This is a genomic window from Brevundimonas sp. LjRoot202, from assembly GCF_964253355.1.
Lineage (GTDB): Bacteria > Pseudomonadota > Alphaproteobacteria > Caulobacterales > Caulobacteraceae > Brevundimonas.
In genome coordinates this window covers 1-14,601 of the sequence record NZ_CAXUQW020000001.1, presented here as the reverse complement: position 1 = coordinate 14,601, position 14,601 = coordinate 1, and the positions used below count along the sequence as shown (strand labels likewise).

Genomic DNA, 14,601 nt, shown 5'->3' with positions numbered 1-14,601 from the left:
ACTTACTTCTTCTTGCCTTCCTTGCGCCGGACCTTTTCGCCCGTGTAGCGCACGCCCTTGCCCTTGTAGGGTTCCGGCGGACGCAGCTTGCGGATGACGGCGGCGATCTGACCGACGGCCTGCTTGTCAGCCCCCGAGATCTTGATTTCCGTCTGCTTGGGCACCGCGAAGGTGACACCGGCCGGCGGCTGGATGTCGACGTCGTGCGAGAAGCCGAGCTGCAGCGACAGGGCGTTGCCCTTCATCGCGGCGCGATAGCCGACGCCGACCAGGTCCAGGCTCTTTTCAAAGCCCGTGGTGACGCCGACGACCATGTTGTCGACCAGGGTGCGCGACAGACCCCACATGGCGCGGCCACGCTGGGTGTCGGCGCGCAGGCCGAGGTTGATGCCCTCGTCGTTCTGCGAGACTTCGATCTCTTCGGCGACGGTCCAGGAGCGTTCGCCCTTGGGACCCTTCACCGACACGGTCTGGCCGTCGAGCGTGACAGTCACGCCCTTCGGAACAGCGATGGTGCGTTTGCCGATACGGGACATATCAGTAGACCCTGCAGAGGACTTCGCCGCCCACCTTGGCTTCGCGAGCCGCGGTGTCCGACATGACGCCCTTGGACGTGGAGAGGATCGAGATGCCGAGGCCGTTCTTGATCGGCTTCAGGTCGCTGATCGCCGAATAGACGCGGCGGCCCGGCTTGGACACGCGGGCGATCTCGGCGATGACCGGCTGGCCGTCGAAGTACTTCAGCTCGATCTCGAACTGCGGGAACTCGCCGGGGTTCTGAACCAGCGAATAGCCGCGGATGTAGCCTTCGTCCTGCAGCACGTCGAGGACGCGCTGGCGCAGGCGGGAAGCCGGGGTGAGCACCTTGGAACGCTTCCGCATGGCGGCGTTCCGGATGCGGGCGATCATGTCGCTCAGGGGATCGTTGATCATCATATCTGTCGCTCCCCTTACCAGCTGGACTTCGTCAGGCCCGGGATCTGACCCAGGTTGCCGAGTTCACGCAGGGCGATCCGGCTCATCTTGAGCTTGCGGTAATAGGCGCGCGGACGGCCCGTCACCTCGCAGCGGTTGCGAATCCGGTTGGCGGCCGAGTTGCGCGGCAGCTCCGCCAGCTTCAGGCGCGCTTCGAAACGCTCCTCGAGCGGCAGGGATTCGTTGTTGGCGGTCGCCTTCAGGGCGGCCCGCTTGTCGGCGTATTTCGCGACGAGGGCTTTCACCATCTCGTTGCGGTTCACGGCGCTCTTCTTAGCCATTGTGCTCTATCCCTTCCCGCTCAGTTCACGAACGGGAACTTGAACTCGGTGAGGAGAGCCTTGGCCTCCTCATCGGTCTTGGCCGTGGTGCAGACGATGATGTCCATGCCCCACATCTGGTCGATCTGGTCGTAGTTGATCTCCGGGAACACGATGTGCTCCTTCAGACCGGTGGCGTAGTTGCCGCGACCATCGAATGAGGTGCCCTTCAGGCCCCGGAAGTCCTTCACCCGCGGCAGCGCGATGGTGATCAGACGGTCCAGGAACTCGTACATCTGGTCGCCGCGCAGCGTAACCTTGCCGCCGATGACCATGCCCTCGCGCAGCTTGAAGCCGGCGATGGAGTTGCGAGCCTTGGTCGGCACGGGCTTCTGGCCGGCGATGGCGGCGAGATCCTTGAGGGCGGCGGTCGCCTTCTTGGTGTCAGCCACGGCTTCGCCGATGCCCATGTTGAGGACGATCTTGTCCAGCTTGGGCACCTGCATCGGGTTGGTGTAGCCGAACTTCTCGGTCATCACCGCGCGGATGCGGGCCTGGTACTCGTCCTTCAGACGAGGCGTGTACTTGGTGTCGGCCATCAGATGACGTCTCCCGTCGTCTTGGCGAAGCGCACTTTCTTGTCGCCTTCCACGCGGAAGCCGACGCGGGTGGCCTTGCCGTTGGCGTCGGCGATCGCGACGTTCGACAGGTGAAGCGACGCTTCCTTGTTCTTGATGCCGCCTTGCGGGTCAGCCTGGGTCGGGCGCGTGTGGCGCTGAACCATGTTGACGCCTTGCACGACGACGCGATTTTCGGTCGGCAGGACCTTGGTGACGGAGCCGGTGCGGCCCTTGTCCTTGCCGGTGAGGACGACGACGCGGTCGCCCTTCTTGATCTTGGCGGCCATGACTACAGGACCTCCGGAGCCAGCGAGATGATCTTCATGTGGTTCTTGGCGCGCAGTTCACGGGGAACCGGGCCGAAGATCCGCGTGCCGACGGGCTCGTTCTGCTTGTTGACGATGACGGCGGCCGACTTGTCGAAGCGAATGACAGAGCCGTCCTTGCGCATGATGTCCTTGGCGGTGCGCACGACGATGGCGCGCACGACGTCGCCCTTCTTCACGCGGCCGCGGGGAATGGCTTCCTTGACGGAAGCGACGATCGTGTCGCCCACCGAGGCGTAGCGGCGCTTGGAGCCGCCCAACACCTTGATGCACATGACCCGGCGAGCGCCCGAATTGTCGGCCACCTCCAGGTTAGTTTGCATCTGGATCATGGGATCCGATCCTTCTGGTTACGAGGCCGAGGCGGTGGAAAGGACTTCCCAACGCTTCAGCTTGGACTTCGGGGCGCACTCAACGATACGGGCCAGGTCACCGACCTTGAGGGCGTTCGCTTCGTCGTGAGCGTGATACTTCTTGGACAGACGGACGGTCTTTTTGAGGACGGGGTGCAGCAGGGTGCGCTCCACCTTCACCACGACGGTCTTGTCGCCCTTGTCGGAGACGACCACGCCTTCGAGAATACGTTTCGGCATCGGTGCTTCCTTAACCCGCCGCGCGGTTCGCACGCAGAAGCGTGGAAATACGGGCGATGTCCTTGCGCACTTCCGAGACCCGATGGGTCTTTTCCATCTGGCCGGTGGCGGCCTGGAAGCGCAGGTTGAACTGTTCCTTCTTGAGCTTCAGCAGCTCGTCGGACAGCTGGTCGGGCGTCTGGGCCCGCAGATCGGCGATCTTGGTCATGCTCCGACGTGCTCCACGTGCGAGACACCGGCGTCGAGGCGGGTGACCACCTTCGTACGGACCGGCAGCTTGGCGGCGCCGAGACGCAGGGCCTCGCGGGCGATGTCGTCCGGCACGCCGTCGATTTCAAACAGGATCCGGCCCGGGTGGCAGCGCGCCGCCCAGTGGTCCACGGCGCCCTTGCCCTTGCCCATCCGGACTTCGGCCGGCTTGCCCGTGACGGGCAGGTCGGGGAAGACGCGGATCCAGACGCGGCCCTGACGCTTCATCTGGCGGGTGATCGCGCGGCGGGCCGCCTCGATCTGACGCGCCGTGATGCGCTCCGGCTCGACCGTCTTCAGCCCGTACGAGCCGAAGTTCAGCGAGAAGCCGCCCTTGGCGGAGCCGTGGATACGGCCCTTGAAGGCCTTGCGGTACTTGGTCTTTTTGGGTTGCAGCATGACCTAGCTCTCACGTCCCCGGTCACGGCGCGGGCCGCGGTCGCCGCGGGGTCCACGTTCACGACCTTCGTTGGAAGACGGGCCGGCAGCTTCCTGGGCCCAGCGCTTGTCCTGCGCCATCGGGTCGTGCTCCAGCACCTCGCCCTTGAAGACCCACACTTTGACACCGATGATGCCGTAGGTCGTCTTGGCCTGGATGAAGCCGTAGTCGATGTCGGCGCGCAGGGTGTGCAGCGGCACGCGGCCTTCGCGGTACCATTCCATCCGCGCGATTTCCGCGCCGCCGAGGCGGCCCGAAACGTTGATGCGGACGCCCTTGGCGCCGAGGCGCATGGCGGACTGCATCGCGCGCTTCATAGCGCGGCGGAAGGCGATACGGCGTTCCAGCTGCTGCGCGATGTTCTCGGCGATCAGCTGGGCGTCGGTCTCGGGCTTGCGCACTTCGACGATGTTCAGGTGAACCTCGCCCTCGGTCTGGGCCGAGATGTCCTTGCGCAGCTTCTCGATGTCCGCGCCCTTCTTGCCGATCACGACACCCGGACGGGCGGCGTAGATCGTCACGCGGCACTTCTTGTGCGGACGCTCGATGATGATGCGCGACACGCCGGCGGCGTTGAGGCGTTCCTTCAGCCACGTGCGCAGCTTCAGGTCCTGGTGCAGCAGCTTGGCGTAGTCGGCGCCGCCGGCGAACCAGCGGCTGTCCCACGTACGGTTGACGCCAAGGCGCAGACCGATCGGATTTACTTTCTGACCCATCAGGCGGCCTCACCGGCTTCGCGGACCACGATGGTGATCTCCGCGAAAGGTTTCAGGATGCGCGACGAGCGGCCACGAGCGCGGCTCGCGAAACGCTTCATCACCAGGTTCTTGCCCACGAAGGCCTCGGCGACGACCAGGTTGTCGATGTCGAGGTTGTGGTTGTTCTCGGCGTTGGAAACGGCCGAATACAGGACCTTGCGAACGTCGGTGGCGATGCGCTTGCGGCTGAATTCCAGCTCGTTCAGCGCCTTCTGCACCGGCAGGCCGCGGATCGACTGGGCGACCAGGTTCAGCTTCTGGGGGCTGATCCGGACATTCACCAGCTTGGCGCGGGCTTCGGTCGGGGCGACCCGACGGGGGTTCTTGGTCTGGGCCATGGACTACTTCCTCTTGGCCTTCTTGTCCGCCGCGTGGCCCGGGAAGTTCCGGGTCGGGGCGAACTCGCCGAGCTTCATGCCGACCATTTCTTCGGAGACCGACACCGGCACATGCTTCTGGCCGTTGTGGACGCCGAACGTCAGGCCGACGAACTGCGGCAGGATGGTGGAGCGGCGCGACCACGTCTTGATCACGTCCTTGCGGCCCGACGTCGAGACGGCGTCGGCCTTCTTGAGCAGATACCCGTCGACGAACGGGCCTTTCCAGGAGGAGCGGGCCATCTTTAGCGAGCCTTCTTAACGTGGCGGGTACGGATGATGAACTTGTCCGTAGCCTTGTTCTTGCGGGTGCGGGTGCCCTTGGTGTCCTTGCCCCACGGCGTAACCGGGGTGCGACCGCCAGAGGTCCGGCCTTCACCACCACCGTGCGGGTGGTCGATCGGGTTCATGGCGACGCCGCGAACGTGCGGACGCCAGCCCATGTGACGAACGCGGCCGGCCTTGCCGAGGTTCTGGTTCATGTGGTCGGGGTTCGAAACCGCGCCCACCGTGGCCATGCAGCCGTCCAGCACCATGCGAAGCTCGCCCGAGCCGAGACGGATCTGGGCGTAGCCCTGATCGCGGCCGACCAGTTGGGCGTAGGCGCCGGCCGAACGGGCCAGCTGGGCGCCCTTGCCCGGCTTCATCTCGATGTTGTGGATGATCGTACCCACGGGCATCGAGCGCAGCGGCATGGCGTTGCCCGGCTTCACGTCGACCTTTTCGCCGGCCACCACCGTGTCGCCCGCCTTCAGGCGTTGCGGCGCGATGATGTAGGCCTTCTCGCCGTCCTCATAGGTGATGAGGGCGATGAAGGCGGTCCGGTTCGGATCGTACTCGAGGCGCTCGACCGTCGCGGTCGCGAACTTGCGGCGCTTGAAGTCGATCTTGCGGTACAGCGTCTTGGCGCCGCCGCCGCGGAAGCGGACAGCGATACGACCGCCCTGACCGCGTCCGCCCGACTTGGTCAGGCCTTCGGTCAGCGACTTTTCCGGGCGCCCCTTGTGGAGCTCCGAACGGTCGATCAGCACCAGGGCGCGGCGGCCCGGCGACGTCGGATTGTAATGCTTCAGAGCCATCTGATCAGAGCCCCGTGGTGACGTCGATCGACTGGCCTTCAGCCAGCGTCACGATCGCTTTTTTGATGTCGACCCGACGGCCCATGATGCCGCGGAAACGCTTGGTCTTGCCCTTCTGGACGAGGGTGTTGACCTTCAGCACGTTGACCTTGAACAGGGCCTCGACCGCCGCGGCGATCTCGTCCTTGGTCGAGGTCCCCGAAACGCGGAAGACGACTTTGTTCTGTTCCGACAGGATCGTGGCCTTCTCGGTGATCACCGGAGCCAGGATGGTGTCGTAGTGCTTGGCGGTGGGTTGAGCGCCGGCCATTACGCGGCCTCCTTCTCAGAGAAGCGCGCCTCGATGGCCTCGACGGCCGCCTTGGTCAGCACCAGCTTGTCGGCCCGCAGGATGTCATAGACGTTCAGGCCGGCGTTCGGCAGCACGTCGATGTGCGGGATGTTGCGAGCGGCCAGGCCGAAGTTCGTGTCGACTTCCGGACCGCCGATGATCAGGGCCTTGTTCCAGCCCAGCTTGCCCAGGGTGACGCGCAGACCGGCGGTCTTGGCGTCCTTCAGGGCGATGCTGTCGACCACGATCAGGTCGCCGGCCTTGGCCTTCGACGAGAGCGCGTGACGTAGGGCCAGGGCGCGGACCTTCTTCGGCAGCGAGAAGCCGTGATCGCGGACGATCGGGCCGAAGGCGCGCGAGCCGCCGACGAACTGCGGCGCACGGCGCGAACCGTGACGGGCGCCGCCGGTGCCCTTCTGCTTGTACATCTTCTTGCCGGTGCGAGAGTTCTCGTTCCGGGTCTGGACCTTGTGGGTGCCGGCGCGGCGCTTGGCCAGCTGCCAGTTGACGTAACGGGCCAGCAGGTCGCCGCGAATGTCGGTGATGCCGAAGACGGCGTCCGACAGTTCAACGTCGCCCGAGGCCTTGCCGTCGAGTTTGATGACCGAGAGTTTCATTACGCTTCACCGCCTTCGGTGGTCTCGACAGCCGGGGCTTCCTCGGCCGGCGTTTCGGCCGGTTCAGCAGCAGCGGCGGTCTTCGACGACTTCACGCCGCCCGGGAAGGGGGCTTCAGCCGGACGGGCCTTCTTCACGGCGTCGCGGATCTTGACCCACGTGCCTTCGTGACCCGGGACAGCGCCCTTGATCATGATCAGGCCGCGGTCGGCGTCGACGCGGAAGACGGTCAGGTTCTGGGTGGTGACGACTTCCTGGCCGAGGTGGCCGGCCATCTTCTTGCCCGGGAATGTGCGGCCCGGGTCCTGACGGTTACCCGTGGAGCCGTGCGAGCGGTGCGAGACCGAGACGCCGTGGGTGGCGCGCAGGCCGCCGAAGTTCCAGCGCTTCATGGCGCCGGCGAAGCCCTTGCCGATGGTCTCGGCCTGGACGTCGACCTTCTGGCCGGCGACGAAGTGATCGGCCGAGAACTCGGCGCCCACATCCATCATTGCGTCCGCATCGATGCGGAACTCGGTGACATAGGCCTTCGGCTCCACTTCCAGCTTCGCGAAAGCTTCGCGTTGAGCCTTGTTGGTCTTCTTGGCCTTCTTGGCGCCGGCACCCAGCTGCAGGGCGACGTAGCCGTCCCGCTCTTGAGTACGTTGGCCCACGACCTGGCAGCCATCCAGCTGCAAGACCGTGACTGGAACATGCGCGCCGTCTTCAGCGAAGACACGCGTCATACCCAGTTTCTTGGCGATCACGCCCGTGCGCATCGGATCCCGCCTCTTTCTACTTAAATCTTGATCTCGACGTCCACGCCGGCGGACAGGTCGAGCTTCATGAGCGCGTCCACGGTCTGCGGGGTGGGGTCGACGATGTCGAGGACACGCTTGTGCGTGCGGATTTCAAACTGCTCGCGCGACTTCTTGTCGACGTGCGGCGAGCGGTTCACGGTGAACTTTTCGATCAGGGTCGGCAGCGGGATCGGACCGCGAACGGTCGCGCCCGTGCGCTTGGCGGTGTTGACGATCTCGCGCGTCGAAAAGTCGAGGACGCGGTGATCGAAGGCCTTGAGCCTGATGCGGATGCTTTGATCCATATCGGTAGCTATTCCCAAGCAGGCGAACCTGCGTCCCTGTGAACCATTTCAAAGACCGGAGTCTTCAGGCGCGAAGCCTTCAGAGTACGCACGTCCGCAAAAACGATCGGCCCACGCAGTCACCCGCGAAGGCCGTTGAAGTCCTGGGTCACTGCAAAGAACAGGGTCTCAGGTCGTTCCTGCGGACCGCGTCTGCACCCCATACTAAAAGCGAGGTGCACAGCCGGTCCAACAAGAGTGGGGGCTTATGCAGATCGATTCCGCTTCCGTCAAGCGGCGAAAGCGTGGCGGAGCCCGATGAGCGCGACATTCGGCCGGTTCGACGGCGGTCGCGACCGGGCCGTAAAGCGGCGCTTGTGACGCGCAGTTGAGAATGCGCCGTTATGCCTCCGCCAAGTTGTCACCGAGCGGCCACAATGCGTGGCGGCGTCGCCACAGCGGACCTCCCCCCGCCGTTCGTGACGGGTTTGTAATGGCTACGCTCGCGCCTTCCTTGATAGCGCAGCCGCCCGCCACGGCGAATCCGGCCGCGGCCTGCAACGGAAAAACAAAAATGAAGTCTCTCTTCCTCGCCACCGCCGCCGTCGCCGCCTTCGCCGCGGCCCCCGCCCTGGCCCAGGACGGCGTCGGCTCGATCGGCGTCGTCTACTCGAACAGCGACGTCGATGTCGCCGGTTCCGAGGCCGAACTCGAAAGCGCCACGGTTGACGCCGCCTTCGCCGTGCCGGTCACCGCCGACTGGACGGTCACCCTCGACGGCGCCTTCAACTACGGGCTGGACGACCTGGCGGACGACAACACCAACGTCAACGGCCGCATCCACGCCACGACCCTGGTCAGCGGCGTCCGCGTCGGCGCCTTCGCGGGCGGCTCGGAAGTCTATGGCGAACAGCTGTGGAGCTTCGGCGCCGAGGCCCAGACCTACCTCGACAAGGTCACCCTGACCGGCTCGCTGGCCTATGAGACGCTGGAAGGCTCCGACGCCGAGGCCTGGACCGTGGCCGGCGACGCGTCCTACTTCATCAACCCGAACTTCCGCGTCAACGGCGGCGCCGGCTGGACGACCGTGGAAGCGGGCGGCCTGGACGTCGACGGCTGGCAGGCCAACGTCGGCGGCGAGTACCGCATCCCCGGCACCGGCATGGGCGTGGTCGCCGGCTTCACCCACGCCGAGCTGGAAGACGTCGACGTGTCGATCGACACCCTGAGCATCGGCCTGCGCTTCTCGTTCGGCGGCGACCTGCAGTCGCGCGAACGCGCGGGTGCTGACCTCGGCCGCACCGCCGCCGGCATCGGCGGCATGGCCGGCTCGCTCCTGTAAGCGAGACGGCTCAAGACCGGGTCCGTCCGGTCCCGAAACGACCGAGCCCCGGCGGAGCGATCCGCCGGGCTTTTCGTTGGGCGGCGGACAGGAAAAAGGCCCGGGGGGTTCCACGCTCCCGGGCCTTCCTTCCGCATCGGCGCCGGGGGCTCAGCGGCCGATGTGGATGTCTCCCGAGCCGACGATGCTACGGCTGACGCTGCCGGTCGCCTCGGCGATGCGGATGTCGCCGGAGCCGGCGATGGAGACGCTGACGTCTCCGGCGGTACCGCCGAAGTCGATGTCGCCCGAACCGGCGATGGAGATGTCGAGGTTCGGAGACCGGCCACGGCGGACGGCGACCTCGCCGGACCCTGCGATCGAGATATCCGTGTCGCCGTTCACTTCGGCGATGGCCGCGCCGCCGGACCCCGCCAGGCTCAGGTCGAGGGCGCCGGTCGCGCCGGCCGTCAGGTCGCCGGAACCGGCCAGGCTGACCTCCAGAGACCGCGTGGTTCCCACCATGACATCGCCGGATCCGCCCACGGAGGCGTCGACCGGTCCGTCGGTGTTGGCGATCACCCAGTCGCCGCAGCCGCCGTTGCCCATATCGACCGAGGTCGCGCCGCGGCCGATCGAGCCGTAGACGGCTCCGCCGGCGTCGATATTGACGTTGCGGGGCGAGCGGATGACGATCAGCGGGGCGTCCTCGAGATTGACCCGGCCGATGTCGCGCACCTCGACCGAGGCGCCCTGCCCCGGTCGCGTGCGGTCCGGGCCGGAGCGGCAGTCGCGGATGCTGTCGCCGACGCTGAGGCCGGCGATGCGACGGCCCAGGCCGCCGTCGATGCGCACTTCGTCGCCGCGCCGCTCGACCCGAAGCGGGGGCAGGCGCGACGAGCCCTGCTCGATCTCCACCCCGATATCGGCGCGGTCCTCGACGATGACAACGACGCGGGCGACGGCGTGTTCGATCTCGACCTGGGGCGATTGGGCCAGCACGGGGCCGGCGGCGGCGATCGTCGCGGCGGCGGCGGCGGCGGACAGCAGGATGGTCTTCATGGCGGGGGCTCCCTCTCCGGAATGTGCGGGAAAGGTGCGGCCGGTCCGTCGCCGAGTCACTTTAAATCGAGGTCATGACCTCGTTGTAAGGATGGCTGGTCAGCGCATCGCCAGCGGCGAGATCAGGCCCTTGTCCGCCGCCGGCGGTTCGTCGCCCAGTTCGAAGGCGCGCTCGTAGGACTCCAGCCGGGTCCTGACCAGCCCCAGGCGGCGCAGGCCCAGCGAGGCGCTCCACAGGGCGGCCCGGGCCGCCATGGGGGCCCGGTCGGCCGGCAGCACCGGCGCGCCCCAGCGGCGCAGCACGCCGTTCGTATAGTGCGCCCCGTTGGTCATCCGCGACCGCCAGGTCTGGTAGTCGCACGACAGCGAGACGTTGAAACTGCCCTGGTTCTCGATCCGGTGCGGCGCGTGCAGCGGCCAGGCGACGGCCATGCCGGGCTTCAGGTCGAACACCTCGGCGGCCGCGTCCATCTCGCGCCGGTACGGCAGGTCCTCGGTCTGCTGCTCCAGCACGATGTTCTCCATCGACCGGCTCGGCATATGGGTTTCGTCGACCGGATAGATCCAGATGCGCTTCTCGCCGCGCAGGTGGAACAGCGTCACCCCGGGCGGGTCGGCGTGGAACGGCACCTTGGCCGAAGGGGCCGACAGGATCAGCTGGCCGGTCACCTGCACCGGGTTGAAGCCCGGCACGTGGTCCGACAGGTCGGCGAAGGTTCGCCGCATCACCGCGACCAGTTCGGGCCAGTGGTCCTGGATGCGGCGCATCTGGATCCACATCCGCCCGGCCTTGGCCGCCTCCAGCAGGGCCGCCCCGCCGCGCCGGCCCTTGGTCCCGGTCTGCAGCATGGCCTGGTCGTCGGGGCCGTAGTGAAAGATGTTGATGTCGAATAGCTCGGCCGGGTGGCGCTCCAGCTGGCGGGCCAGCGCCTCGTCCTCGAACAGTCCGGTCTCCAGCAGCCGGTGGGCGTAGGTGACCGGCGTCCGGCCGAAGGCGTCGCGCCGGGCGGCGTCGAACGCGGGGATCAGGCGATCGCTCATGCGGAGGCTCCCAGGCTCTTGCGCGCCGCGGCGGCGGCGGCCCCGGCGGCGCCTGCCCACCAGTGGGCGGCGCGGGTCTCGCAGGCGTTGATGATGTCGAACCGGCGGCTCAGGCTCAGCTCGAACCGGCGCAGCGGGGCCGGGCCGCCGGCCAGCAGCCGCCCCGCCCGCCACGCCAGGTCGGGGCGCGGCCCCTCGACCACGCCCTCGAACACCGCCCCGGAGGGCTCGGCGAGCGCCGTCTTGTAGCCCTCGTCCCCGGCCCCGAAGTCGACCAGCCGGTAGCCGAGGTCGGCCGCCTGCTCCATTTCAAGCCGGGTCAGCAGGGTCCCGACCCCATGGCGCGCGAAGGCTGGATCGTAGGTCGGAAACCACAGGTGCAGGGTGCGGCCGTCGTCCAGCGAGGCCTCGGCCGCGACCAGCTCGCCCGCCGCCGTGCGCAGGCTCGACACGCGCAGGCCGAAATCAGCGGTCCGGGTCTCCAGCAGGGTGTGCAGAAGGTCCGCCGTCCAGCCGCAGGCGAACACGTCGTGGCGCCGCGAGCGCCGGTACTGGTCTCGCTTGTGGGCGATGATCCAGTCCAGCACCGCCGGGTCGCGCTCGTCCCAGGTGAAGACCGGCTCGCCGTACTCGCGCTCGAAGCCGCGCCGCAGCCGGCGCATGTTCTTGAAGAAGCGGTGGCTGCGGTCCTCGAGCCGGGCCGACAGGGCGTCTCGCCCGCCGGTCACGTCGGTCGCCATGCGCGTGCGGACGATGAAGCCGGGAACCGCCGCCGACGGCGACATCCAGCCGCCGACGCGCAGCACGCCGCCCAGGCGCCGCGCCACCGTGGCCGGATCGAGGCCCTCGCCGGCGGCGGCGATGACGCCGTGATAGTCGGTCAGGGGCGCGCCCAGCGGCTGGATCAGCCGTCCGCGCCGCTGGAAGGGAAAGAAGCCGACGGCCGCGCCGCCGCGCCGGAACACCGCCAGCGCCGCCCCGGGAATCGTCGCCGCCGCGAGTGCGTAACGGGGATCCAGATAGGGATGGTCCAGCCCGGGCTCGGTGGCGCGCAGGGCGTCCCAGGCCGCGCGGTCGTCCGGCCGCAGCGCGTCCGGCCGGATGATCTCGATGTCCGAAGTCTGGCCCATCTTTCGCCCGTCCGCCCCCTGTTCGTTCGTGAACCATGCCCCGGCCGCCGTTGCGGTACGGTTTAGAGGCTTGGTGAACGAGATGCTGCGGAGCCGCCCGCGCACGCGGGCGTTGCCTTTCGGTCCATCCCGTTCTTCAGTGGAGCTTCGCATGACCGCCTTCCCCGAAACCGGCCGCAAGCCCGGCCGCCAGAACGAGTACGAGCAGGAGCGCCGCCCGCCCCGCGAGGGCGAGCCGCCGCGACCCGCCCAGGAGCCGCCGGGTTCCGAAGGCAGCAGCAACAGCGGCGAGACCGCCACCGATCCCGCCACCGGAGAGCCGAATCCTTGAAATCCGCCGTCGCCGTCGCCGTCGCCCTCCTCGCCGGCGCACCCGCCGCCTTCGCCCAATCCGCCCCGAGCTGGGCTACGCTCCCGGCCGCGCCGCCGGCATGCCCCGTCTCCGCGGACCACGTCGTCGCCAACGCTGGTCTCGAACAGAGCCGCCGGGCCGTCGCCTCGGGGCGGCTGACCATTCTCGCCATGGGCTCCTCCTCGATTCAGGGCCACGGGGCCAGCCGGCCCGAACTGAGCTTCGTCCCCCTGCTCGAGGCCGGGCTGGAACGGCGCCTGCCGGGCGTCGAGGTCACCGTGGTCAACAAGGGCATCGGCGGCGAGACGGCGAAGGAGACCGCCGACCGGCTGGCCCGGGAAATCGAGGCGGCGGATCCGCACCTGGTGATCTGGCAGCTGGGCACCAACGACATGCTGCGCGACCGGCCGATGGACGCGGTGTTCGCCGACTTCCGCCGCGGCGAGGCGGTGCTCGACCGGGCCGGGGTCGACGTCCTTCTGGTCGATCCGCAGCGCCTGCCGGAGGGGACGACCAATCCGTCCTTCCAGGGCCGCAATCCGGCGCTCGGCGAGATGGCGCGACTGATCGACCTCGAGGGCGGCCGGGTCGGCTACGCCGTGCTGCACCGCTTCGCCGCCATGGCGGACTGGACCGGCCTCGAGCGCGGCGGCGTCGGCCCCGACGACCTGCACCTGAACGACCCGGGTTATGCCTGCTGGGCCGAGGTCACCGCCGAAGGCCTCGCCGCCGCCCTGCGCTGACCGGACGGGAACGCCGCGGCCCGGGAGGGATTGAGTCCGGACCCCAACTGTCCGGAATCCCATGTCCTTTCGCCTGATCGCCGCCGCCCACGCCGTCCTCATCCTCGGCCTCGCGCCCGCCGCCTGCGGCGCCCCCGAACCCGGCGAACCGCCGTCGCAATCCGCCCCGCCGGCCGCCCCGGGCGCCCGGCTCACCGTCGAACAGATCGAGGCGGGCGTGCCGCGGCCGCCCGCCCCGCCCCCGGCTGAAGGCCTGGCGCCCGCCGCCTACGCCCCCGACCCGGGGCTGGTCCGGCTGCAGATCCTGCTCGACCGTTCGCCCTTCTCTCCGGGCGTGATCGACGGCCTCGCCGGCGACAACACCCGCCAGGCCATCGCCGCCTGGCGCAAGGCCGCGGGCCTCGGCGAGGGCGACGCCGCCGACGCGGCCCTGCTCGAGCGGCTGGCCGCCGCCGACACGGCCCGGGTCATGACCGCCTACGTCCTGACCGCCGTCGATGTCGCCGGGCCGTTCAGCCCGCCGCCCGGCGACCTCGCCGCCCAGGCCGCCCGGGGCGTGCACTACAGCTCCGCCCGCGAGCGGCTGGCCGAGCGTTTCCATGTCACCGAGGCCCTGCTGCAGGCGTTGAACCCCGGCGTCGACTTCCGCCGCGCCGGCCAGAGCCTCGTCGTCCCCGCCGTGGGCGACCGCCCCCTCGGCGAGGTCGCCCGCATCGTCGTCGACAAGACCGAGCGCTCGGCCCGCGCCTTCGACGCCTCGGGCCGGCTGCTGGCCTTCTACCCCGCCACCATCGGCTCCAGCGAACGCCCCGCCCCCTCGGGAACCCTGCGCGTGGTCGGCGTCGCCAACGAGCCGGACTACACCTACGACCCGGCCAAGCTCAGCTACGACCGCGGCGACCGGAAGGTCGTCGTCCCAGCCGGCCCCAACAATCCGGTCGGCTCGGTGTGGATCGAGCTGTCGCGCGACAGCTACGGCATCCACGGCACGCCCGACCCGTCGAAGATCGCCAAGACCGCCTCCAACGGCTGCATCCGGATGACCAACTGGGACGCCGAACAGCTGGCCGCCTCGGTCAAGCCGGGGGTGGAGGTGCGGTTCATCTAGCGCTTCCCCCCGCATAGAAAACGGCCCCGGAGTTTCCTCCGGGGCCGTTCTGTCTTTTGCTCAGCCTATGCTCGCCTCGCGGAGGCTCGCGGCTTGAGGCCCGAAGGCGCGCTCAGGCAGCGAGCGACCGTGTCGCGAGCGTTAGCGCCCCGACTAT

24 protein-coding genes are annotated in these 14,601 nt (G+C 68.3%); 4 read left to right on the top strand and 20 right to left on the bottom strand.

Annotated features, from left to right (window positions below):
- Positions 1-2 precede the first annotated feature (2 nt).
- Genes rplF through rpsJ form a run of 17 tightly spaced genes read right to left on the bottom strand, consistent with a single transcriptional unit; the run spans position 3 to position 7,708 of the window.
- A complete protein-coding gene (gene rplF / locus ACSQ1L_RS00120; protein ID WP_435990752.1) occupies positions 3-536 on the bottom strand; it encodes a 50S ribosomal protein L6 in 534 nt (177 codons plus the stop codon).
- Between the two features lies 1 nt (position 537).
- Positions 538-936, bottom strand: coding sequence for a 30S ribosomal protein S8 (rpsH, locus tag ACSQ1L_RS00115; RefSeq protein WP_168049145.1), 399 nt, complete (start codon positions 934-936; stop codon positions 538-540).
- Between the two features lie 14 nt (positions 937-950).
- Entirely contained in the window at positions 951-1,256 is a 306-nt protein-coding gene (gene rpsN / locus ACSQ1L_RS00110) for a 30S ribosomal protein S14 (protein WP_168049147.1), read from the bottom strand.
- A 20-nt stretch (positions 1,257-1,276) separates the two neighbouring features.
- Complete coding sequence (gene rplE, locus ACSQ1L_RS00105) at positions 1,277-1,834, bottom strand: 50S ribosomal protein L5 (protein ID WP_435990750.1); 558 nt, start codon at positions 1,832-1,834, stop codon at positions 1,277-1,279.
- On the bottom strand, positions 1,834-2,142 hold the full coding sequence (gene rplX, locus ACSQ1L_RS00100; RefSeq protein ID WP_435990748.1) for a 50S ribosomal protein L24: 309 nt from the start codon (positions 2,140-2,142) through the stop codon (positions 1,834-1,836). Before rplX ends, rplE begins: the two co-directional genes overlap by 1 nt.
- A gap of 2 nt (positions 2,143-2,144) precedes the next feature.
- The gene (gene rplN, locus ACSQ1L_RS00095) at positions 2,145-2,513 is read right to left on the bottom strand and encodes a 50S ribosomal protein L14 (RefSeq protein ID WP_055832151.1); all 369 of its coding nucleotides are present in this window, start codon (positions 2,511-2,513) and stop codon (positions 2,145-2,147) included.
- Positions 2,514-2,531: 18 nt separating this feature from the next.
- Positions 2,532-2,774, bottom strand: a complete 243-nt coding sequence (gene rpsQ, locus ACSQ1L_RS00090) for a 30S ribosomal protein S17 (RefSeq protein ID WP_168049152.1) — start codon at positions 2,772-2,774, stop codon at positions 2,532-2,534.
- Between the two features lie 10 nt (positions 2,775-2,784).
- Positions 2,785-2,982: a 50S ribosomal protein L29 gene (gene rpmC, locus ACSQ1L_RS00085; protein ID WP_055832148.1), complete on the bottom strand. Its 198-nt coding sequence runs from the start codon at positions 2,980-2,982 to the stop codon at positions 2,785-2,787.
- Complete coding sequence (rplP, locus tag ACSQ1L_RS00080; RefSeq protein WP_324811736.1) at positions 2,979-3,422, bottom strand: 50S ribosomal protein L16; 444 nt, start codon at positions 3,420-3,422, stop codon at positions 2,979-2,981. Before rplP ends, rpmC begins: the two co-directional genes overlap by 4 nt.
- Before the next feature lie 3 nt (positions 3,423-3,425).
- Positions 3,426-4,178 carry a 30S ribosomal protein S3 gene (rpsC, locus tag ACSQ1L_RS00075; protein WP_435990746.1) on the bottom strand — a complete coding sequence of 251 codons (753 nt, stop codon included), beginning with the start codon at positions 4,176-4,178 and terminating at the stop codon, positions 3,426-3,428.
- Positions 4,178-4,558, bottom strand: coding sequence for a 50S ribosomal protein L22 (gene rplV, locus ACSQ1L_RS00070; protein ID WP_056450358.1), 381 nt, complete (start codon positions 4,556-4,558; stop codon positions 4,178-4,180). Before rplV ends, rpsC begins: the two co-directional genes overlap by 1 nt.
- A gap of 3 nt (positions 4,559-4,561) precedes the next feature.
- Positions 4,562-4,840, bottom strand: coding sequence for a 30S ribosomal protein S19 (gene rpsS / locus ACSQ1L_RS00065; RefSeq protein WP_168049156.1), 279 nt, complete (start codon positions 4,838-4,840; stop codon positions 4,562-4,564).
- Between the two features lie 2 nt (positions 4,841-4,842).
- A complete protein-coding gene (gene rplB, locus ACSQ1L_RS00060; protein ID WP_435990744.1) occupies positions 4,843-5,676 on the bottom strand; it encodes a 50S ribosomal protein L2 in 834 nt (277 codons plus the stop codon).
- Positions 5,677-5,680: 4 nt separating this feature from the next.
- Positions 5,681-5,986 (bottom strand): 50S ribosomal protein L23, encoded by a 306-nt coding sequence (locus tag ACSQ1L_RS00055; RefSeq protein WP_435990742.1) that lies wholly within the window; start codon positions 5,984-5,986, stop codon positions 5,681-5,683.
- Complete coding sequence (gene rplD / locus ACSQ1L_RS00050; RefSeq protein WP_332773309.1) at positions 5,986-6,624, bottom strand: 50S ribosomal protein L4; 639 nt, start codon at positions 6,622-6,624, stop codon at positions 5,986-5,988. The genes ACSQ1L_RS00055 and rplD overlap by 1 nt, the downstream gene beginning before the upstream one ends.
- Positions 6,624-7,382 (bottom strand): 50S ribosomal protein L3, encoded by a 759-nt coding sequence (gene rplC / locus ACSQ1L_RS00045; protein ID WP_435990740.1) that lies wholly within the window; start codon positions 7,380-7,382, stop codon positions 6,624-6,626. Before rplC ends, rplD begins: the two co-directional genes overlap by 1 nt.
- Positions 7,383-7,402: 20 nt before the next feature.
- Positions 7,403-7,708 (bottom strand): 30S ribosomal protein S10, encoded by a 306-nt coding sequence (gene rpsJ, locus ACSQ1L_RS00040; protein ID WP_003164367.1) that lies wholly within the window; start codon positions 7,706-7,708, stop codon positions 7,403-7,405.
- 553 nt (positions 7,709-8,261) lie between these two features.
- Between rpsJ and ACSQ1L_RS00035 the strand changes: the two genes are divergently transcribed.
- Entirely contained in the window at positions 8,262-9,029 is a 768-nt protein-coding gene (locus ACSQ1L_RS00035; RefSeq protein ID WP_435990738.1) for a porin, read from the top strand.
- Between the two features lie 150 nt (positions 9,030-9,179).
- On the opposite strand, the gene ACSQ1L_RS00030 is transcribed toward ACSQ1L_RS00035, so the two are convergent.
- The 3 genes from ACSQ1L_RS00030 to ACSQ1L_RS00020 form a co-directional block, all read right to left on the bottom strand.
- Positions 9,180-10,070 carry a GIN domain-containing protein gene (locus ACSQ1L_RS00030; RefSeq protein WP_435990736.1) on the bottom strand — a complete coding sequence of 297 codons (891 nt, stop codon included), beginning with the start codon at positions 10,068-10,070 and terminating at the stop codon, positions 9,180-9,182.
- A gap of 99 nt (positions 10,071-10,169) precedes the next feature.
- A complete protein-coding gene (locus ACSQ1L_RS00025; RefSeq protein WP_435990734.1) occupies positions 10,170-11,111 on the bottom strand; it encodes a transcriptional regulator in 942 nt (313 codons plus the stop codon).
- Positions 11,108-12,241 carry a GNAT family N-acetyltransferase gene (locus ACSQ1L_RS00020; protein ID WP_435990732.1) on the bottom strand — a complete coding sequence of 378 codons (1,134 nt, stop codon included), beginning with the start codon at positions 12,239-12,241 and terminating at the stop codon, positions 11,108-11,110. Before ACSQ1L_RS00020 ends, ACSQ1L_RS00025 begins: the two co-directional genes overlap by 4 nt.
- Before the next feature lie 151 nt (positions 12,242-12,392).
- On the opposite strand from ACSQ1L_RS00020, the gene ACSQ1L_RS00015 reads away from it, so the two are divergent.
- The 3 genes from ACSQ1L_RS00015 to ACSQ1L_RS00005 all read left to right on the top strand — a co-directional run bounded on the left by ACSQ1L_RS00015 (position 12,393) and on the right by ACSQ1L_RS00005 (position 14,444).
- Positions 12,393-12,572 carry a hypothetical protein gene (locus tag ACSQ1L_RS00015; RefSeq protein ID WP_435990730.1) on the top strand — a complete coding sequence of 60 codons (180 nt, stop codon included), beginning with the start codon at positions 12,393-12,395 and terminating at the stop codon, positions 12,570-12,572.
- Positions 12,569-13,336, top strand: a complete 768-nt coding sequence (locus tag ACSQ1L_RS00010) for an SGNH/GDSL hydrolase family protein (protein ID WP_435990728.1) — start codon at positions 12,569-12,571, stop codon at positions 13,334-13,336. Before ACSQ1L_RS00015 ends, ACSQ1L_RS00010 begins: the two co-directional genes overlap by 4 nt.
- Before the next feature lie 61 nt (positions 13,337-13,397).
- Positions 13,398-14,444, top strand: a complete 1,047-nt coding sequence (locus ACSQ1L_RS00005) for a L,D-transpeptidase family protein (protein ID WP_435990727.1) — start codon at positions 13,398-13,400, stop codon at positions 14,442-14,444.
- Positions 14,445-14,601: the final 157 nt, after the last annotated feature.